Source organism: Haloarcula sp. H-hyl2, assembly GCF_056934385.1.
In genome coordinates, this window is record NZ_JBRIIJ010000001.1 from 1603713 (window position 1) to 1623355 (window position 19643).

Sequence of the window (19643 nt, forward strand, 5' to 3'; positions counted from 1 at the left end):
AATCGAGGTGTATTCTGGAATCGATACTGCTGCCCGTCACTGTGCCTCTGGAGGCCACGCGACCTCACTTCGCACTAGCTGTGGCGTCTTCCGAAGAGGATCGCTCCGTCGTGGTGTCTCTGTACGTGTTCAGTCCGAACACCGAGTTCAGCGGGCACTTCTGCGTCGCCGCGGTGACGATGAAGACGGCACCGACAAGCAGCAATACCACCCCGAGTGCGAGTCCGACTGTCCCCGCCGCGAGCGTCACGAACCCGGCGAGTGCTGCGCCGCCCAGGACGACGAGTATCGGTCCCAGGACGAAGCGTGCGATCCGATCGTATCCGCCGACGTTCTTTTGCATGGTTTGGTCACTTCCTTACAATACTGTTTTCGCACGGAAAGTATATAAACGTAGTCCAGGGTTCGATGGTCGCGTACATCGCACCTGGTATCGCGCGAGTCGCGGACTGGTCACTCCCCGTCCTTGTCGCTGTCGTCGCGCAGTTTCAGTTCCGCGATCAGTCGTGCCCGGACCACCTGCTCGACGATGCCGATCAACAGTTCGTCGTCGCTCGTGTAGTCGGCGAAGATGCCCAGGGGAATCTCCCCGCCGGCCATCTCACGGTGACCACCGGCGCTCCCCACGTCCTCGAACGCGTTGTCCAGAACGTTGCCGATGTTGATGCGGGCGTCCGTCGACCGGCCACTCAACTGGATCGTCTCGTCGATGATACCGAAGACGATGGCCGTCTGGACGCCCTCCAGCGTCGCGAGGTAATCGGCGGCCTGTGGGAGCGCGTCACGCTCGCTGGTCCGTCCGACGTGGGTGATGAGGACCGACCCTGTGACCGATCGGTTCTCGATGGCGTCGGCGATAGCGTCGACCGTCGCCCCGCTGATCGATGGCGTGGACAGTTTCCCGAGCAGATCGGAGTTCGCGTGCGCGTGGAGGAACCCACCGGCCTCGTACTCGGCACTGGTCACGCCCCGCAGGAACCCCAGCGTCTCCCGCCGGATCGCGAAGAGGAGCGCGGTCGCGAGGGTCGTATCGACGTCCATGCCGCTGTCCCGAACGTACTCAGCGAGTATCGTCGCCGTCGCCCCTACCTCCTCGCGGTGGTCGACGTAGCGAGCCGTGACGTCCTCGACCTGGTGATGGTCGATGACGATATCGACCGGTGTCCCCTCGGGAACCCTGTTGTTCGCACCGGGCACGGAGTGGTCGACGAACGCCAGTAGCGACCCCTCCGGCCGGTCGACGATCAGGTTCGCATCGAAGGGCTTCAGTTCGACGTCGAGCAGATTGACGAACGCCCGGTTCTGCTGGTGAGTGATCTCGCCGCTGTAGAGGATCCGTCGCTCGTCGATGCCGGCCGCCGCCGCGATCCGCCCGAGCGCCAGCGCACTGGCCAGACAGTCCGGGTCCGGGTTGTTGTGACAGACGATGTTCAGTTCTTCCCCCGCCCCCAGCAGCGACTGCAGTTCGTTGACGTCGGCCATGCCGATTCTGTGGGTGCCAACGGGAAATACTGTCGGCTGCAGCCCCGACACAATATTAAAATTCTATTCGAAATTCGCAGCTTTTTATTATCGTAATCAACGTTATTAATAACGGACGTGAAACATATTTCGCGACGAAACATACTGCGGGTAGCAGGCACGGCTGCTGTGTCAGGTGTCACCGGCTGTCTCGGAAGGGAGAAGGACTCGCTCGACTCGGTAACCGTCGCGTACGTCCCCATCTTTCCGAATATGCAACACTACGTGATGGAGCAGGAGGGGTACTACCGCGAGGTCCCAGCGGAGATCAGGATCGAGCGATTCAGCTCTGGCCCCAGCATCGTTACGGCGTTTGCCAGCGGAGACATCGACATTGCACTCTTCGGGATCACTCCTGCGATGGTTCTCGTTGAGAAGGGTACCGACGCCGGTATCCTCGCCGCGAGTTCGAGAAACGGCTTCAAGATCGTGGGAACGACAGAACTCGTCGATCGCTACGAACAGGAAGGGCCAACCGTATTCGAGCGTTTCGAACAGGAGCATGGTCGCAAGGTACGGTTCGGTGCCCCACCGGACGGAAGCGTCCCCGACATCGTCCTCCGATACTGGATTCAGGAGGACCTCGACATCGGTGAGATAGAGTCCGTCATCGACAAGTCGAAAGTTCCACCAGCGAAGGCAGTTCGGACGATCCAGTCGGGCGACATCGACGCGACGATCGTCCAGGAGCCGTTCGCGACGATCATCGGCCAGGACGAGGGTTTCGGCGAACTCGCCTGGTCCGGAAATATTCTAGAGAACCACCCGGTCACGGTGCTGTTCGCGAACCAGCAAGTGCTCGACGACAGCGGAGTCGCGCAATCGCTGGTCGAACAGCACGTGGCAGCGACCGAGTTCACGGCAGACTCACCGGATGCAGCCGCCGCCCACGCCGCCTCGGTCATCGGCTCCGGCGTGAGCGAGGACCTCGCGACGGCGGCCATGGACTCTCAGGCCTCAGAGTTCTTCTCGAACCCGCACGCGATCACCGACCAGGCCGCGACGATGGGCGAGTTCGTCGCCAACGCTGGGAACATTGAAGACCCGGTCGCGACTGAACAGCTGTTCGCGTTCGAACCCTACGACGCAATCCAGTCATGAACCATCGACATCGAACCGATACCAGTTCCGACACGGTGGTCGCCGGTCGCTTCGAAGGGGACTCACGGCGGTACCTGCGCGGCCTGGGCGGTCTCCTCGCGTTCCTCCTGGTCTGGTGGGTCGGCGCGACAGTGACCCAGCCGTCGTATCTGGTTCCGGCTCCCCTCGAATCGGCGCGTGCGTTCATCGACCTGTTCGCGACCTCGACTACGATCGTGGTCCCAGTCCTGGGATCGAGTCTGGTACTACCAACCGGGCTCGCACACCTCGCACAGACGCTGTTCCACTACGTGCCTGGCCTCCTCGTCGGTGCGAGCTGTGGTATCAGTCTCGGACTGGCGATGGGCTGGAACGGTGCGCTCGACGACTGGCTGCGACCGCTCGTCCGGGTGCTCCGCCCGATTCCGCCACTGGCGTGGGTCGTCTTCGCTATCGTCTGGTTCGGCATCCACCACACCGGCGCCGCGTTCATCGTCTTCGTCGGTGCGTTCTGGATCAACTTTTACAGCGCGTACGGTGGCGCCGAGGGCGTTTCGACCGAGCTCACCGATGCCGCGTCGACGCTCGGTGTAGAGCGCGACCGCTCGATGCTGAAACTCGTCGCGCTCCCGAGCGCTGCTCCCCAGGTGTTGACCGGGTTCCGGACGAGCATCGGTCGCTGCTGGATGATCGTCGTCGGCGCCGAGTTGTTCGGCGCGCCCGGTGTCGGTTACGAGATCATCACTGCCTCGAACAACCTCGCAATGGCGACCAGCGTCGCCTACATGTTCCTGATCAGTCTGGCGTTCCTCTGTATGGACGTCGGGTTCCGAGTGCTCGAACGGAGGGTCCTCGCATGGCGCTGAGCCCGGACTCACCCACTGATCAGGAGTCCAGCGAGAAGATCACGATCCAGAACGTCAGCCGGTCCTACGAGTCGACGGAGGCACTCGTGGACGTCTCGTTCTCGGTCGCGGAGGGTGAGTTCTGCTGTGTCGTCGGCCCATCGGGATGTGGGAAGACCACACTGTTGCGAGCAATCGCCGGGCTCGACAGTCCCGATAGTGGGTCGATACTGGTCGGTGGAGACCCGGTCACCGATCCCGGCCAGGATAGGGGGATGGTCTTTCAGGGATACGCACTGTTCCCCTGGCGAACCGTCCACGGGAACATCCGGTTCGGCCTCGACCGGCCTGCATGTGACTGTTCCGACTGGGAGGCACGGGTGCGTAGGTTGATCGATCTGGTGGGACTCGACGGGTTCGAGGACGCCTACCCGAAGGAGCTATCCGGCGGCATGAGACAGCGCGTTGGGATCGCTCGCGCGCTCGCCCCCGATCCGGAGATCCTTCTGATGGACGAGCCCTTCGGTAGTGTCGACGCTCGGACGCGCGACCGCTTGCACGCCGAATTGCTCGACATCTGGACCCAAACCGAACAGACCGTCGTGTTCGTCACGCACGACATCGACGAGGCCGTGACACTGGCCGATCGCGTGGTCGTCATGGACGCCGACCCTGGAACTGTACACTCGATAGTCACTGTCGATATCGAGCGCCCGCGCCAGCGGACAGCGCACGAGTTCGTCGAACATGTGGCTCGAATCAGGAACGAACTCGGCGACCCGTACGATGCCTGTCGTTGATTGTCGCTGGGCAACCGTTGGTGCTAAATCAACACTTTCTTGAGATATTTATTATTACTTTAGACGATTCAGTAAGGCAAAGTTATTATAACTGGTGCCAGATTTGTTAAACACGCATGGCGCACATTCACCTCGGCGAAGGGTCGTTCCCGCTGTGGGCACTGATCCTCTGGACCTTGCTCGGCACAGTACTGATTAGCGCGGTCGTCCGACGGGTTCGGAAGGGCGGAATCGAGACCCACCAGATCGCGCTGGCAGGCATCGGTGCGGCCGCGAGTTTCGCGATCTTCCAGTTGAACATCCCCGTCTGGGGTGGCATCCACATGAACCTCACTGGCCTCGTGGGGATCCTTGCTGGGCCGCTGCTCGGAGCGCTCATCGCACTGGTCGTCAATATCTTCTCGGCAGCGCTCGGCCACGGTGCAGTCGGCCTCCTCGGGGCGAATACGCTCGTCAACGCGAGCGAAGCTATCGTCGCCTACTACGCGTTCAAGACCCTGCTGGGGATGGACTGGGACGTCTTCCCCGCCAGCGCGAGTGCCGCGACGCTCGGCCTTTCCGCAGGCGCGTTCCTGATGGGAGCGATCATCGTCATCAGCGGCGTGAACGGGAGCGCGCTGCCGCGTGGTGACCTGACGATCGCGGTCGCTGGTCTCGTTGGGCTCAACCTCGGTGTCGCAGTCATCGAGGGTATCCTGACGGGATTCATCGTCCAGTTCCTCGCCTCCGTCCGCCCCGACCTCGTCGGCCTCGCCGACCGTGACACCCAGGAGGAGCCGACTGGGGTGACCGCCTGATGCAGCGCTGGAAGCAGTACGGTGGCCTCCTCGGACTGTTCGCCGCCTTCCTCGCCGCTGGGTACTGGGGCTTCACCGCGACCGGCGGTGCCCTGCCGTGGGCCAAACGCTCAGCGAAAGCCCTCCAGCGTGGTGTGCAGGAGGGCGGCGGTTCGCTTGTCGACTTCGGCCGCGGCATCGTCGTCGCTGGCCCCATCCGCAAAGGGGGACTGATGCTCGAATTCGGCGCGCTCGTCCTTCTCATGGTCGTTCTCGGTGTCGGTATGTACGTCTACGTCGACCGCTACGGCGGCTTCGAGGACGGAGAACGCCCGGCTCGCTAATCGTGACGACACTCTCGAACCACGTTCCCGACCCGCGGCTCATCACGGCGTTCGCCGAACGGCGAGACGGACCGTTACACCGCGTCAATCCCTGGACGAAGGTCGGCGTCGTCGGCGTACTCGTCCTCGCCGTCACGGTGTTCGACCGCCTTGCGCTCTTGGCCGGACTATACGGAGCCGTACTGGTGGTCTATGGACTCGCGGGACTGCCATACCGGCGGCTCGCTGGCTGGTACACGCTCCCGATGCTGTTCATCGTCTCGGTTGCCGGGCCGCTGGCGTTTCTCGAACCGGGGACGCCGATCGGTGGCGCGCTCTCGACACCGCTCGGTGAACTGTCTGTCACGTGGGCAGGGCTCGTGCTCTTCGGGGAGCTCAGCTGTCGATCACTCACGGTCGCCACGTTCGCCCTGACCGGGTCGATGACGACCAGATACACGGACGTCGCGTACATGCTCGGACGACTACTCCCACGGCCGATCGATCAGATCGCGCTGCTCACCTATCGGTTCACGTTCGTCATGATCGAGACGCTCGAGGATCTCGTAAAAGCCGCGCTCTCTCGGGGTGCGAACTTCTCGGAGTTCTGGTCGAACAAACGGCTGTACGCGAGAATCCTCGGCATGACGATGCTGTCGGCGATCGAGCAGTCAGAACGACTCGTCAAGTCGATGGAAGCCCGCGGCTACAACGGCGACATCACGCTGTACGGTGACGTCTCGCGGCCACCGATCCACGAACTGTTCGTCGTGGTGGGTTCGTATGTTGCCGTCGTCGGCTACGCTGCGGTCGCGGTCTACGGGGTGAGACTGTGAGTCGAGACGATTCACCGCTCGTCGATCTGCAGTGTGAGGCCCACACCTACCCCGACGGGACGGTCGGCATGCACGACGTCGACTTCTCGGTGTACCCCGACGAGGTCGTCGCACTCGTCGGCGGCAACGGTGCCGGCAAGTCGACGCTCCTCGAACACCTGAACGCCACGCTCGTTCCCGACGACGGCGAACTCGTCGTCGACGGTACGCCGATCACCAAAGACAACAGGGCACACGCACGGAGGGAAGTCGGCTTCGTCTTCCAGGACGCCGATACCCAACTCGTCGCGCCCACGGTCCTCGATGACGTGATGTTCGGCCTCCAGAACTACGGCGTTCCCGGTGACGAAGCGAGAGCGCGCGCTCGTGAGGCGCTCGCAACGGTCGACGCGAGTCACCTCGAAGACCGAATCCCACACTACCTGAGCGGTGGCGAGAAACGCCTCGTCGGCCTCGCTGGCGTGCTCGTCCTCGAACCGAGCGTGGTCGTGCTGGACGAACCACTCGCGGGGCTGGACCCCGAGCGGTCCCAACTGGTCGCCGACCGGATCGAGGAGATTCACGAAGATGGAATCAGCGTCGTCCTCTCGACCCACGACCTCGAATTTGCCGCTGAAGTCGCAGACAGAGTCTGTGTGATGGTCGACGGCAACGTCGCTGGAAGCGGAACGCCCCGAGCGGTGTTCTACGACGACGCGCTGTTGGCGGACGCGAACCTCTACCCACCGAGTGCGGTTCGTGTAGCCCGCGAGGCCGGACTCGACGCGACGGCACAGCCAGTGACCGAAGCGGATCTCGTGTCCCACCTCGCCGAGGCTGGCGAGTCGACCACTGTCGGGACCCCGTCTGTCGACAGTGGTGGCCAGGACTGATGGTGTTCGGGGCACCCCGTCAGGCGGTTCGATATAGCGACACGGAGTGTATCGCGCCGGACCGGCATGGTCGACCGGCCGGCGTTTGAAACGGGTGGGATGGCCCGCAGCGCCATCCAGGAGGGCCGACGCGGCGAGGGCAAGAGAGCAGTCGGCGTGGCCCGTACGGAAAACGTACTCGGTCGGGTGTCAGTCGTCGCCGGGCGTCTCGGCCTCGTCGGTGAGTCCGAGCGGTTCCTTCGGTTTGATCGGCGACCCCTCTTCGAGACCCTTGCTGGCCAGCGCCATGCTCCCCATCACTTCGATTATCAGCCGGTTGGCGAAGCCGCTGGTGATACCGCCGTTGTAGGAGTTGGAGTCGCTGACGTCGTAGGCGGGACGTGGTCGGTCGCGAACAGCCGATTGTCCCGTCGCGCGCAGGCGAGATATCCGCCGGCCTCGTGGGGTGGTTCGCCGCGATATTGGCCGCGATCGAGTCCCGTAGCTCCTCGGGAATCGCCAGTGACCGGGGGCGGCGGGCGAACAGCACGATGCCCGTGATAGGCAGTGCGGCATCGAATTGTTTCGACCGAGACGGCTCGCGAACGCGGGTCCGGATCAGACCGCCAGGTACTCCGCGATGGCGTCTTCGTCGGCCAGCGTCGTGGGACCGACCTCGTCGACGATCTCGCCACGCTCCATGGCGTAACAGCGGTCGGCCATCTCGCGGATGACACCGAGGTTCTGCTCGACGAAGAGGATCGTCGTCCCGAGTTCCTCGTTGATCGTCTGCATATCCTGGCTGATCTGGTCGACGATGGAGGGCTGGATGCCCTCGCTGGGTTCGTCGAGCAACAGCAGGTCCGGGTTCGAGACCAGCGCCCGCGCGATGGCGAGCATCTGCTGTTGGCCACCCGAGAGCGTGCCGGCCTGCTGGCTGGCCCGTTCGTCGAGGATGGGGAAGTAGTCGTAGATCTCGTCGTACAGCGTCTCGGAACTGCCGGCGTTGACCGTCTCGCCCATCCTGATGTTCTGTTCGACGGTGAGTTTCGGGAAGACGTCCCGGCCCTGCGGAATGTACCCCATCCCGGCGCGGGCCCGTTCGTCCGCCTCGTCGTGAGTCACATCGATACCTTCGTAGGATACAGCTCCGGAGACGGGTTCGAGCAGACCGATGACCGTCTTCATCAGTGTCGTCTTGCCGACGCCGTTCTTGCCCATGACGCCGACGATCTCGCCAGCCTCGACCGAGAGGTCGACCGACCGGAGGATCGGCGTCGAGTCGTAGGCCGCGGTCACCGAATCGAGTTCCAGCACGGGGTCGCTCACTGCGATCCCTCCCCCAGGTAGATCCGCTGGACCGCAGGGTCCGATTCGATCTCTTCGATGGGTCCCTCGCGGAAGACGTCGCCGTTGTGCAACACGGTCACCTCGTCGGCAATGTCGGCGACGAAATCGGTGTCGTGTTCGATGACGACGAAGGCGATCCCTTCCGTCTCGTTGAGTCGCGTGATCCGTTCGGCGATGGCCTCGCGCTCGGCGACGTCGAGGCCGGCGACGGGTTCGTCCAGCAGGAGGAGATCCGGTTCCAGCGACGCGGCCATCCCGATCTCCAGTTGCTGTTGCTGGCCGTGCGAGAGCGTGCTCGCGTCGACATCCTCGTAGCCGGCGAGTCCGGCCGCCTGGATCGCTTCGTCGACCCGTCGACGGCGTTCGTCGCCGTCGGCGAACCGCTGGATCGGGAGCCGGGCGTTCTCCCGGACCGTGAGGTCGCCGTAGACCGACGGGACCTGGAACTTCATGCTGATACCACGTTTCACGCGGTCCTGGGGTTCCAGGTCGGTGACGTCGTGGCCGTCGTAGTAGAGGCTCCCAGTTGTCGGTTCGTACGTCCCGGTGATCAGTTTCAGCAGCGTCGACTTGCCGGCCCCGTTGGGCCCGATCAGACAGCGGAGTTCGCCGGCCTCGACGCTGAAGTCGACCTCGTCGATAGCCGTGAACCCGCCGAAGGACTTCTCCAGTCCGTCGGTCGCGAGCAGCGTGTCCGTTCGGTCGCCCGTCGCCAGTTCCGCGGCCGTCTGGCGGACGTTCGGGTTGCCCGCCGCGTCGTTCGTACTCATCAGTCAGACACCTCCGTGGCGGCCTCGGGCGCCTCCGAGGTCGCCGTCGCACCGCGACGCTTCAGGTAGGTCTCGTGGACCCACGGGACGATACCGCCTGGCAGTCCGAGGATGAAGATCAGCAACAGCGCGCCGACGATGACGAAGGCGAGTTCGCCACCCAGCGAGTTCCGGAAGAACTCGATGCCGACCGTCGCAACGACGGCCCCAAGTAGCGTCTTCCGGCCGCCGACGCTCACCCAGATGACCGGCAGGGAGGCGAAGGTCAACTCGAAGACGCCGGGGCTCATGTAGTTGCCCCAGGCGGCGTAGAGCACGCCCGAGAGGCCGGCCAGCGCCCCACCCAGCGTGAACACGGCGAGTTTCACGCGCTTGACGTCGTACCCGAACATCCGCGTCCGGTCTTCGTCCTCGCGCACGGCGACCATCACGCGGCCGTAGTCGGAGTTGACCAACGCCCGCAGACCGAGGTAGGTCACGACCAGCAGAGCCAGCACGAAGTAGTAGAACGTCATGCTGTCGAACGTGATCGCCGCGCCGCCGACGCCGAAGGCGAGGTTCGGGATGGTCGGCATCCCGTTGAACCCGCCCAGCGCCGCCTCGCCGATTGTCCAGGCGTCACCAGCGGTCTGGGCCATGAAGGTGTGCAACACGAGCGTCGACACCAGCGTGATGATAGTGACGTAGACGTTCCGGACACCCCCGTAGAACATGAAGTACCCGAGGGTCGCGGCCACGAGCGCGCCGCCGGCGACGGCGACGACGAACGCGGCCGTGATACCGGCCGGCGTCGCGAAGTTGACCGAGACGACGCCGAACGTGTAGCCGGCGAAACCGAAGAACACGACCTGGCCGAACGAGAGGATACCGGCGTAGCCCCAGACTACGGACAGCGAGAGCCCGAGGAAGGCGTACACCAGGAACAGCGAGAACCGCGAGGCCTGGTAGGAGCCGACGGCCAGCGGGTACGCCGCGAGCGCCAGGACGGCGACGGCGAACCCGACCCAGAACCCGCGGGAGTTCCCGACGGTGTTAGGCCCCTCGAAGCGGCCGACGAGGCGGTCGAGTAGTCCCTCGGCAGCGCTCGAATCCGCGCCACCGGAGTGAGAGGTCGCCATCTACGCGGCCTCCTTGCGCCGTTCACGCAGGCGCTCGACGAAGCCGGTGATGCCGTCGGGCAGGAACCGGATCATCACGATGGCGGTCACCAGCAGCGCGATGCGGCCGAAGAACGTCCCGATGAGATTCGAGAACAGGGCGTTGATCGCACCCAGCAGGCCACCGGCGAGCGTCGTCCCCAGCACCACGCCGGGGCCGCCGACGACGACCGCGACGAACGCCTCGACGAGGAACGAACTCCCCAGACCGGGCACCATCGTGATCGTCGGGGCGTACAGTGCGCCGGTCAGCCCGGCCAGGGCAGAGCCGAGCGCGAACGTGGTCATGTACGTGCGCTCGGTGTCGACACCCATCGCACGGGCGGTGTCCTCGTCCTGGATGGTCGCTCGGGCACGCATCCCGTACTCCGTCCGGGTGAACACGTAGTAGGTCACCGCGAGGAGAGCCAGCGCGACACCGGCCAGCAGCACGCGGTAGGTCGAGTACGAGAAGCCGCTGTAGGCGATGTTGCCAAGCGGCGTCCCGATCTGGTCCAGGGAGTTCCCCAGGGTGAGGCGCACGCCCTGGACCATGATGAGGCTCAGACCCCACGTGGCGACCATCGAGTCGGCCAGGCGGTCGTACAGCGGTTCGATGACGTCCCGGCCCAGGAACCGCTGGGAGAGGGCGTTCGGGACCGACCCCGAGATGACCACGCGTTCGACGACCAGGCCGAAGACCGCCGAGACGACGACGCCGGCGAGCATCGCGGCGGGCAGTGGTAGCCCGAGTCGGATATTCGCGAGCGTCGTCGCGTACGCCCCGACCATGATGAACTCGCCGTGTGCGAGATTGATGACGCCCATGATGCCGAAGATGATGGCCAACCCCGCGGCTGCCAGCACGATAAAGGCGAAGCTATCGAGGAACTGGAACAGGAGGTTCAGGCCGTTGACCATCCCTATCCGGCCTCCTCGTAGAAGTCCTGGGGCGTGTACTGCGTCTCCTCGTCCTCCTGGGTGAGGTCACAGCCGACCGTCTCCGAGAGGAACGTCTCGGGGATGACACGGTCGTCGACCGCCTCGACGTTGTGCTGGTCGTCGGCCCGCATGACCCACATGTGGTGGTCGACGTGGTGGGTCGCACCGTCCAGTGCGATCTCCTCCTCGCCGGGCGCTTCCGGCGCGCCGAAGGTGATACCGGATTCGAGCGCGTCTCTGACCTCCGGCTGTTCGGTCGTTCCGGCCTGCTCGACGGCCTGCTTGTACATGTAGATCGAGAAGTAGTTGTTCTCGGCCTCCTCGTTGAGGTAGGGGGCGTCGGGGAACTTCTCGTAGTAGCGGTCGACGAAGCCGCCCTCGCGGGTGTTTCGCTCGGTCGGGATCTCCTCCATGTAGTTGACCCCCGCGTAGATGTTGGCCATCGCGGGCGGGTCCAGGCGCAGGTGTTCGTAGCCCTGGGCCATCGCCGTCGAGGTCCCGATGGGTACCTCCAGGCCGGCAGAGGCCTTCTGTTCGTAGAAGGAGGTGTGGTTGGCGCCGACGAGCATCGACATCACGAAGTCCGGGTCGGCCTCCTGGATGCGGTTGATCGTCGAACCGAACTGGGAGTTCGACAGCGGGATGAACTCCTCGCCGATGACCTCGGCGTCGTTCTCGTCTGCCAGGACCTTCACCCAGTCGGCCGAGAGCTGGCCGAAGTTGTAGTCGGCCGCGATGGTGTAGATCTTCGGGCCGTACTCCTCGACCAGATACGGGAGGACACTCCCGAGCTGCTGGCGGGCGGTCGGCCCGACAGCGAAGACGTTCTTGTCACAGACCCCACCCTCGTACTGGGTCGTGTAGAAGTAGAGCTGGTCCTCGCGGTCGATGATCGGCCTGATGGCCTCGCGGGTCGCCGAGGAGTAGCCGGCCCACAGCGCGTCGACGTCGTGCTTGTTGATCATCCGGCGGGTGAGTTCCTGATAGCGCTGGTTGTCCGACTGCGGGTCGGGATCGAACACCTCGATCTCTTTCCCGTCGATCCCGCCGTCGTTGTTGATCTCCTCGATGGCCAGCAGCGACGCCTTGTGCTTGGGATCGCCGACGAGCGCGAAGTTGCCGGAGCGGTCCTCCAGAACACCGATCTTGATCGTGTCACTCCCCGAGGCCGACCCGCCCGAACACCCCGCGAGTGCCGTCCCAGCGAGGACTGCGGAGGAGCCGAGGAACCCACGGCGACTGACGAGCCGGTCGCTCATAGTTCACCCTCCGGGAATTCGGCGGCATCTTCAACCTTATACACGCAACTACTGAACGTATTGGACGATTTATCGCCCAGAGCAGTACATCCGTCCATCGTATCGTTCACATCGTTGGACATCAACAGGACGTAAATAAGGGTTACTGATCGAATCTTATACTCCCCTTCAGAACCTGGTGAGTGTATAAGGATATAGAAGGAATAGCACCGAATGCTGGATGTTCAGATAATACTTCCCAAAATTGGTGGACATCTACAGAAATTCGATCCGCCGGGCGAGGAAGCGGCGACAGTTGCGGCTTCCGCGAGAATCGGTAGATCTACCTACAGGATCGCGCTGCCGGCCTCGGCGAGCAGCGACGCGGCGAGGACGGCCACGCCGAGACCGGCGACGACCTGCGCGGCACCGTGGAGTGTCCGCCCGCGTTCGGTCGTGAGGCCGAACAGTGCCCCGGCTCCCGCACCGATGGCACCCATCGTGGCGGTGATGGTCACCGCGTAGGCGACGACGGCCAGTGCGACGACGCCGGTCCCGTAGTCGGGAAGCAGCGTCGAGGAGAAGACGATCATCGACACGGGTGGCGAGAGCGTAAAGAGCGCGCCGACGAGCCCCGTCTTGAGATAGGAGACGGTGTCGTGACCGTGGTCGTGGGCGTCGAATCCCGGCAACGGGAGGTGGACGTGCGCGTGGCTGTGTGTCTGCCCGTCGTGGTCGTGTTCGTCCGTTCGGATCGACCGTCGGAGCCCGCCGACGGTCATGCTCGCGGCGAGGACACCGAGGAGGAGACCGACGCCGAGGGTGCCGACAGTGTCGTAGACGGCCGGGAACTCCGTCCGTCCCAGCAGGAGGTACGCGCCGCCGAGCCACACGACGACGAGCGCGACGTGCCCGAGACTGAAACAGACACCGACCAACGCCGACAGTCGGGAATCACCGTACTCGCTCGTCAGCGACGAGATGCCGGCGACGTGGTCCGGTTCGATAGCGTGTGTGATACCGAGGACGCCCGCGGTGGCGAGTGCCGTCACCACCGTCGAACTCATGGTTGTGCTCCGATGCGGTGGCGATACCGGCCAGTTCCGACCCCGCCTGTGAGATCCACGTACATCACACCTCGGTAGACATACGAACGAAAAGCGCCTTTCTAACTGTGCAAGTATTGTGTCTTCGGGCCGTACTTAAGATGTTTCTCTCGATAGGCACCAGTAGAATGAGCATTTCCATAGTGCCCATATCCACATCGACGGTCGACGGTGGTGAGTCCGGCGTATGAGCGACGACCTCGTGCCGGGCGAGATCCGCCCCGGCGACGGCACGGTGACACTGAACGAGGGCCGCGAGACGGCCGAGGCCACCGTCGGCAACACCGGTGACAGGCCCGTCCAGGTCGGCTCGCACTTCCACTTCTTCGAGGCCAACGCGGCCCTGGAATTCGACCGCGAGGCGGCCTTCGGGATGCGGTTGAACATCCCCGCCGGCACTGCGGTCCGGTTCGAACCGGGCGACGAGCAGACCGTCGAGCTCGTCGCCATCGGCGGGAAGCGCGCCGCTCGCGGCATGAACGGGATGGTCGACGGGAGCGTCGACGGCGATCCGAGCGCGGCGCTGGAACGGGTGCGAGCGGCGGGCTTTGCCGACACAGGAGTCGAGCAGGACGAGGGGGCCGAGAAATGACACGCGACATCGACCGCGACAACTACGCCGAACTGTACGGCCCGACCGAGGGCGACAAGGTACGTCTGGGCGACACCGAACTGTTCGCCGAGGTCGAGACGGATCTCCGGACCCACGGCGACGAGGCAGTCTTCGGCGGCGGGAAGACCCTCCGGGACGGTCTCGGACAGGCCCCCGGCGTCACCCAGGAGGAGGGCGCGCTGGACTGGGTCATCACGAACGCGACGATCATCGATCCGAAACTGGGCGTCGTCGCGGGCGACATCGGCATCCGGAACGGCGAGATCGCCGGCATCGGGAAGGCCGGCAACCCCGACACGATGGACGGCGTCGACATGGTCGTCGGCCCCTCGACGGACGCCTACCCCGCCGAGGGGAAGATCGCCACCACAGGCGGGCTGGACATCCACATCCACTGGAACTCCGCGCAACTACACGAGCATGCGCTGTCTTCCGGTATCACGACGATGCTTGGCGGCGGTTACGGCGGCGGCGCGACCACCTGTACGACCGGCCCGGAGAACATCAAGCGGTTCCTCCAGGCCGCCGAGGCCTGGCCGGTCAACGTCGGCTTCTACGGGAAGGGCAACGCCTCCGATCCCGGCCCGCTCCGGGAACAGGTCGAGGCCGGCGCCTGCGCCCTGAAACTCCACGAGGACTGGGGGTCGATGCCCCGGGCCATCGACACCGCGCTGGACGTCGCCGAGGAGGAGGACGTCCAGGTCTGTATGCACACCGACACGCTCAACGAGGCCGGCTTCGTCGAGAACACGTTCGGCGCCGTCGACGGCCGGACGATGCACCTGTTCCACATCGAGGGCGCGGGTGGGGGCCACGCGCCGGACATCATGGAGATGGTCGGCCAGCCCAACATGCTCCCCTCCTCGACGAACCCCTCGATGCCCTACACCGACAACACGTTCGACGAGCACCTCGACATGGTGATGGTCTGTCACCACCTCAACCCCGACGTCCCCGAGGACGTCGCCTTCGCCGAGTCCCGCGTGCGTGCCGAGACCATCGCCGCCGAGGACGTCCTCCACGACATGGGTGCCATCTCGATGATGACCTCCGACTCCCAGGCGATGGGGCGGATGGCCGAGGTCATCTCCCGGACCTGGCAGACCGCCTCGAAGATGAAGTCCCAGCGCGGGCCACTGCCCGAAGACGAGGGCACCGGCGCCGACAACTTCCGGATCAAGCGCTACATCTCGAAGTACACGATCAACCCGGCTATCTCGGCGGGCATCGACCAGTACGTCGGGACGCTGGAACCGGGCAAGATCGCCGACATCTGCCTGTGGGACCCCGCCTTCTTCGGGGTCAAGCCGGCGATGACGTTCAAGGGCGGCTTCCCGGTCCACTCCGAGATGGGCGAGGCAAACGGCTCCTTGATGACCTGTGAACCGATCCTCCAGCGCGAGCGGGCCGGCGCGGTCGGGAAGGCCAAACACGCCCTCTCGCTGTCGTTCGTCTCGCCGGCCGCCGCCGAACGCGGCGTCGGCGAGGAGTACGGCCTCGACTCGCGGGTCGTCCCCATCGAGGGCGCCCGCACGCCCGGGAAAGGCGACATGGTGTACAACGACTACTGTCCGGACGACATCGACGTCGATCCCGAGACCTTCGAGGTCGAGGTCGACGGCGAACACGTGACCTGTGAACCGTCCGCCGAACTGCCACTCGCACAGCGGTACCTGCTATGAAACTCACAGCCAAAGAGCAAGAACGACTCACCGTCTTCACCGCCGCAGAGGTCGCGCGACGCCGCAAGGAACGGGGCGTCCCGCTGAACCACCCCGAGGCCGTCGCCTACATCAGCGACTGGTGTATCGAACGGGGTCGCGATGGGCAGTCCGTCGCCGAGATCCGTGCCGGCGCCTCACAGTTGCTCGGCCGCGAGGACGTCATGGAGGGCGTCCCCGAGATGATCCCCATGATCCAGGTCGAACCGGTCTTCCCCGACGGGACGAAACTCGTGACCGTCCACGACCCCATCCGGTCGGACAGCGTCGGGACCGCGGACGAGGGTGACGACGAAGGCGGAGACGAGAGCGAGGCCGAGGACACATGAGCAAGACACACCGTGACGTGGCGACGGTCGGCGTCGGGGGCCCCGTCGGATCTGGCAAGACGGCACTGCTGTCGGAACTCGTCCCCATGCTCCGCGATGCAGGGCTTGACGTCGGCGTCATCGCCAACGACATCCTCACCCAGGAGGACGCCGACCGCCTGCGCGAGCGATTCGCCGACGTCGTCCCGGCGGACCTCGTCGCCGGCGTCGAGACGGGGGCCTGCCCGCACACGGGCATCCGCGAGGACCCCTCGATGAACCTCCAGCAGATCGACGCGTTCCTCGAAGAACACCCCGAACTCGACGTCGTGGTCGTCGAGAGCGGCGGCGACAACCTCGCCGCGACGTTCAACCCCGAACTCGCGGACTTCTCGCTGTACGTCATCTCGGTGGCCGAGGGCGAGGACATCCCCCGCAAGCGCGGCCCCGGTGTCGTCGACTGTGACCTGCTGGTCATCAACAAGACCGACCTGGCGCCCCACGTCGGCGTCGACGTCGACGTGCTCGAACGGGATGCCCACGAGGTCCGCGAGGGGCCGACGGTGTTTACGAACTGCAAGGCCGGCGAGGGCGTCGACGAGGTGATGGCCCACATCGACGAAGGGGTGCTGTTCGCCTGATGGCCACCGACGGAGAGCCCCCCGCCGACAGCGGCGAGACGGACGCACCCCATCCGTCGTTCGCGGCCTACGCTGCGGAACCAGTCCCGCAGGCCGCCGTCGGCGCGCCGGGGAAAGACGGCCGGCTGAAGTTGGCCTTCGCGGCGACCGAGGGCGGCACCGCACTCGTCGAGGACTACGCCACGGTGCCGTTCCACATCTCGGGGACGCTGGGCCACGACCCCCATCCCGACGCCGAGACGGTGTTCGTCCAGTCGCCGACCGGCGGCATCGCACAGGGCGACCGCCACGACATCACCGTCACCGTCGGCGCGGACGCCGTCGCCAGCGTCTCGACCCAGAGTTCGACGAAGGTCCAGTCGATGACGTGCAACTACGCGGCCGCCGAGGCGACCCTATCAGTGGCCGAGGGCGGGCATCTAGACTACGTCCCGGAACCGACCATCCTCCACGAGGACTCGCGGTACTGCCAGGTGCTGCGACTGGACCTGGAACCGGGTGCGACGGCCGTCGTCAGCGACGTCGTCGTCCCCGGTCGGCTGGCCCGCGGCGAGCGGTTCGACTTCGAACGCTACCGCTCGGCGGTCGAGGCGTCCGGTCCCGACGGCCTCCTGTTCGCGGACACGACACACCTCGCGCCCGACGAGGCCGACCCGACGGCGCCCGGGATGCTCGGGGAGTTCGCGGTCTATGGGACCACCTTCGTCGTCGCACCGGACGCCGACACCGGGGGACTGAGCGACGCGCTCCACGACGTTGTCACCGACTGCGAGGCCCGCGCCGGCGCGTCCGCACTGCCGAACGACGCGGGGGTTGCCATCCGCGCGCTCGGTGACCGGGCAGAGGTCGTGACGGAGACGCTACAGGCCGCCTGGGACCACGCCCGGCGGGAACTGCTGGGTGTGCCGGCACCCAGCGGGAGGAAGTACTGATGCGCATCGCCGACAACTACGTCGGGCACCGCTCGGAGGCCGCCGTCGCCGACCGACTCGCCGACGCCGACCCCGTGACGGTCGTGCTCTCGGACACCGACCGACAGCGCTCGCGCGTCCGGACCGAGACCGACGACGGGCGCGACCTCGGCATCGTCGTCCCGCATGACCTGGGCGACGGCGACGTCCTCGAAGCCAACGACGGGACACTGGTCGTCGTGGAACTGGCCCCCATCGACGCGCTCGTCCTGGACCTCGACGGGAGCACCATCTCGCCGATGGCCGCGCTGGAACTGGGCCACGCGCTGGGGAACCGCCACTGGAACCTCGCGCTCCGGGACGGCGAGGCCCTCTTTCCGGTCCCGGACAGCCGCGAGCGGATGGACGCTATCGTCGAGCACGAACTCCCAGCCGACGTGGCCCACCGGTACGAGGCCGTCCCGCCGACGCTGTTCGACGACGGCGACGGGCCGGCCGACCACGACCACTCGCACGGGCACGATCACAGCCACGGTGCCGGGCACGACCACAGCCACAGCGATGGCCACAGCCACGATTCCAGCCACGGCGTCCGCTCTATCGACACGGAGGGCGACGGATGACCGACGGGGGGACACTGAGCGCGCTGCGGCTCGCCGACTCGTTCCTCCCGGTCGGGACCTACACGGTCTCGTACGGCCTCGAACAGTTCGCACAGGACGACCGCATCGACGGCGCCGACGACCTCCGAGACCTGCTGGCGACGTACCTCCGCCGGCAGGTCGGCCCGGCGGAACTGGTCGCGCTGCGGGCCGCCCACACGGCCGCACAGGACGGCGATCTCGACGCTGTCCAGCGGACGGACCGGCGACTCAGTGCGGTGACGCTGGCCGCGGAGTTCCGCGAGAGCGCCCAGCAGTCCGGCGACCGCCTGCTCTCACTCCAGCGGGACCTGGGTGAGACAGACCTGCTGGAGCGGTACGCCGACCGGGTCGACGCAGGCGACGCACCGGGCAACTTCGCCGTCGTTCTGGGCGTCGTGGCTGCCCTCGAAGGGATCGACGACCGGACGGCCTGCCTGGTGTGCTGTCACGGCTTCGTTACCGGACTACTGGGGGCCGCCCAGCGGTTGCTGTCGCTGGGCCACACCGACGCCCAGCGTGTGCTGGACGACCTGCAGTCGGTCATCGACACGGTCGTCGAGGACAGCGCCGACCACGGAATCGAGGAGATGGACCCGTTCGCGCCGCTGGTCGGCGTCCTCGCGGCCGAACACGAACGGGCCGAGCGGCGGCTGTTCGCCAGCTGACAGGCGACTCGGCGCTGGAACTTCACTCTTCGGGGGCAGTGCGCCCCTCGTGCGGTCGCCAGTCGACTTCTTGACCCAGCCACGGGCAGTTCCGGATGCAATGGCGACGAACACGCAGACTGCGACCGACACCGGCGTCCTCCTGGAGGACTGGCAGGCCGGTGTCGTCGGTGGTATCGCCGGGGCGGCCGTCATGGCCGTCCTGATCTCCGTCATGAACGCAGCCGTCCTGAAAGGGGCGATTCCGGGGCTCTACACCCTCTCCGGCGGTGTCGCCGGCTGGGTGATCCACCTCTCCCACGGGGCCGTCCTGGGGGTCGTCTTCGCGGCGATCATCAGGTCGGGCATCGTCGGCCGCTCGCCGGCTGCTATCCTCGGCCTGGGGGTCCTCTGGGGAGTCGTCACCTGGGTCGGCCTCGCCGCGCTGGTGATGCCCGTCTGGTTGAGCGCGGTCGGCTTCCCGGCGGCCCCGCCGTTCCCCAACTTCGCGATCCCGAGTCTCCTCTGGCACGTCGTCTACGGCGGCGTCCTGGGTGTGACCTACGCTGTGACGCGGTGACGAAACG

The 19643-nt window shown here is 65.6% G+C and carries 23 protein-coding genes; 15 read left to right on the plus strand and 8 right to left on the minus strand.

Annotated elements, in window-relative coordinates:
• Positions 1-64: 64 nt before the first annotated feature.
• Both Hhyl2_RS08280 and Hhyl2_RS08285 read right to left on the minus strand, forming a co-directional pair.
• Entirely contained in the window at positions 65-343 is a 279-nt protein-coding gene (locus Hhyl2_RS08280; RefSeq protein ID WP_483550269.1) for a YgaP family membrane protein, read from the minus strand.
• Between the two features lie 110 nt (positions 344-453).
• Positions 454-1482: a DHH family phosphoesterase gene (locus Hhyl2_RS08285; protein WP_483550270.1), complete on the minus strand. Its 1029-nt coding sequence runs from the start codon at positions 1480-1482 to the stop codon at positions 454-456.
• A gap of 168 nt (positions 1483-1650) precedes the next feature.
• Here Hhyl2_RS08285 and Hhyl2_RS08290 point away from each other — a divergent pair, with 168 nt between their 5' ends.
• From Hhyl2_RS08290 to Hhyl2_RS08320, 7 genes are all read left to right on the plus strand, one after another.
• Positions 1651-2622 (plus strand): ABC transporter substrate-binding protein, encoded by a 972-nt coding sequence (locus Hhyl2_RS08290; protein WP_483550271.1) that lies wholly within the window; start codon positions 1651-1653, stop codon positions 2620-2622.
• Entirely contained in the window at positions 2619-3467 is an 849-nt protein-coding gene (locus Hhyl2_RS08295; protein ID WP_483550272.1) for an ABC transporter permease, read from the plus strand. Before Hhyl2_RS08290 ends, Hhyl2_RS08295 begins: the two co-directional genes overlap by 4 nt.
• Complete coding sequence (locus tag Hhyl2_RS08300; RefSeq protein WP_483550273.1) at positions 3458-4246, plus strand: ABC transporter ATP-binding protein; 789 nt, start codon at positions 3458-3460, stop codon at positions 4244-4246. Before Hhyl2_RS08295 ends, Hhyl2_RS08300 begins: the two co-directional genes overlap by 10 nt.
• A gap of 116 nt (positions 4247-4362) precedes the next feature.
• Positions 4363-5043 (plus strand): energy-coupling factor ABC transporter permease, encoded by a 681-nt coding sequence (locus tag Hhyl2_RS08305; protein ID WP_483550274.1) that lies wholly within the window; start codon positions 4363-4365, stop codon positions 5041-5043.
• The gene (locus tag Hhyl2_RS08310) at positions 5043-5366 is read left to right on the plus strand and encodes a cobalamin transport operon protein (protein ID WP_483550275.1); all 324 of its coding nucleotides are present in this window, start codon (positions 5043-5045) and stop codon (positions 5364-5366) included. The genes Hhyl2_RS08305 and Hhyl2_RS08310 overlap by 1 nt, the downstream gene beginning before the upstream one ends.
• A gap of 2 nt (positions 5367-5368) precedes the next feature.
• Positions 5369-6181: an energy-coupling factor transporter transmembrane component T family protein gene (locus Hhyl2_RS08315; RefSeq protein ID WP_483550276.1), complete on the plus strand. Its 813-nt coding sequence runs from the start codon at positions 5369-5371 to the stop codon at positions 6179-6181.
• 68 nt (positions 6182-6249) lie between these two features.
• Positions 6250-7053 (plus strand): energy-coupling factor ABC transporter ATP-binding protein, encoded by an 804-nt coding sequence (locus Hhyl2_RS08320; protein ID WP_483550565.1) that lies wholly within the window; start codon positions 6250-6252, stop codon positions 7051-7053.
• 597 nt (positions 7054-7650) lie between these two features.
• On the opposite strand, the gene Hhyl2_RS08325 is transcribed toward Hhyl2_RS08320, so the two are convergent.
• The 6 genes from Hhyl2_RS08325 to Hhyl2_RS08350 form a co-directional block, all read right to left on the minus strand.
• Positions 7651-8349, minus strand: a complete 699-nt coding sequence (locus tag Hhyl2_RS08325) for an ABC transporter ATP-binding protein (RefSeq protein WP_483550566.1) — start codon at positions 8347-8349, stop codon at positions 7651-7653.
• An 8-nt stretch (positions 8350-8357) separates the two neighbouring features.
• Positions 8358-9152, minus strand: a complete 795-nt coding sequence (locus Hhyl2_RS08330; protein ID WP_483550277.1) for an ABC transporter ATP-binding protein — start codon at positions 9150-9152, stop codon at positions 8358-8360.
• Entirely contained in the window at positions 9152-10270 is a 1119-nt protein-coding gene (locus tag Hhyl2_RS08335) for an ABC transporter permease subunit (RefSeq protein WP_483550278.1), read from the minus strand. Before Hhyl2_RS08335 ends, Hhyl2_RS08330 begins: the two co-directional genes overlap by 1 nt.
• Positions 10271-11209: an urea ABC transporter, permease protein UrtB gene (gene urtB / locus Hhyl2_RS08340; RefSeq protein WP_483550279.1), complete on the minus strand. Its 939-nt coding sequence runs from the start codon at positions 11207-11209 to the stop codon at positions 10271-10273.
• A gap of 2 nt (positions 11210-11211) precedes the next feature.
• Positions 11212-12489: an urea ABC transporter substrate-binding protein gene (locus Hhyl2_RS08345; protein ID WP_483550280.1), complete on the minus strand. Its 1278-nt coding sequence runs from the start codon at positions 12487-12489 to the stop codon at positions 11212-11214.
• Positions 12490-12815: 326 nt separating this feature from the next.
• Positions 12816-13535 (minus strand): HoxN/HupN/NixA family nickel/cobalt transporter, encoded by a 720-nt coding sequence (locus Hhyl2_RS08350; protein WP_483550281.1) that lies wholly within the window; start codon positions 13533-13535, stop codon positions 12816-12818.
• Positions 13536-13761: 226 nt separating this feature from the next.
• On the opposite strand from Hhyl2_RS08350, the gene Hhyl2_RS08355 reads away from it, so the two are divergent.
• The 8 genes from Hhyl2_RS08355 to Hhyl2_RS08390 all read left to right on the plus strand — a co-directional run bounded on the left by Hhyl2_RS08355 (position 13762) and on the right by Hhyl2_RS08390 (position 19636).
• A complete protein-coding gene (locus Hhyl2_RS08355; RefSeq protein ID WP_483550282.1) occupies positions 13762-14166 on the plus strand; it encodes an urease subunit beta in 405 nt (134 codons plus the stop codon).
• The gene (gene ureC, locus Hhyl2_RS08360) at positions 14163-15869 is read left to right on the plus strand and encodes an urease subunit alpha (protein ID WP_483550283.1); all 1707 of its coding nucleotides are present in this window, start codon (positions 14163-14165) and stop codon (positions 15867-15869) included. Before Hhyl2_RS08355 ends, ureC begins: the two co-directional genes overlap by 4 nt.
• Positions 15866-16237 (plus strand): urease subunit gamma, encoded by a 372-nt coding sequence (locus Hhyl2_RS08365; RefSeq protein WP_483550284.1) that lies wholly within the window; start codon positions 15866-15868, stop codon positions 16235-16237. Before ureC ends, Hhyl2_RS08365 begins: the two co-directional genes overlap by 4 nt.
• The gene (gene ureG / locus Hhyl2_RS08370) at positions 16234-16857 is read left to right on the plus strand and encodes an urease accessory protein UreG (protein ID WP_483550285.1); all 624 of its coding nucleotides are present in this window, start codon (positions 16234-16236) and stop codon (positions 16855-16857) included. The genes Hhyl2_RS08365 and ureG overlap by 4 nt, the downstream gene beginning before the upstream one ends.
• Positions 16857-17789, plus strand: coding sequence for an urease accessory protein UreD (ureD, locus tag Hhyl2_RS08375; RefSeq protein ID WP_483550286.1), 933 nt, complete (start codon positions 16857-16859; stop codon positions 17787-17789). Before ureG ends, ureD begins: the two co-directional genes overlap by 1 nt.
• On the plus strand, positions 17789-18391 hold the full coding sequence (locus Hhyl2_RS08380; RefSeq protein WP_483550287.1) for an urease accessory protein UreE: 603 nt from the start codon (positions 17789-17791) through the stop codon (positions 18389-18391). The genes ureD and Hhyl2_RS08380 overlap by 1 nt, the downstream gene beginning before the upstream one ends.
• Positions 18388-19077, plus strand: a complete 690-nt coding sequence (locus tag Hhyl2_RS08385) for an urease accessory protein UreF (RefSeq protein ID WP_483550288.1) — start codon at positions 18388-18390, stop codon at positions 19075-19077. The genes Hhyl2_RS08380 and Hhyl2_RS08385 overlap by 4 nt, the downstream gene beginning before the upstream one ends.
• Positions 19078-19177: 100 nt before the next feature.
• The gene (locus Hhyl2_RS08390; protein WP_483550289.1) at positions 19178-19636 is read left to right on the plus strand and encodes a histidine kinase; all 459 of its coding nucleotides are present in this window, start codon (positions 19178-19180) and stop codon (positions 19634-19636) included.
• The last annotated feature ends 7 nt before the right edge of the window (positions 19637-19643 follow it).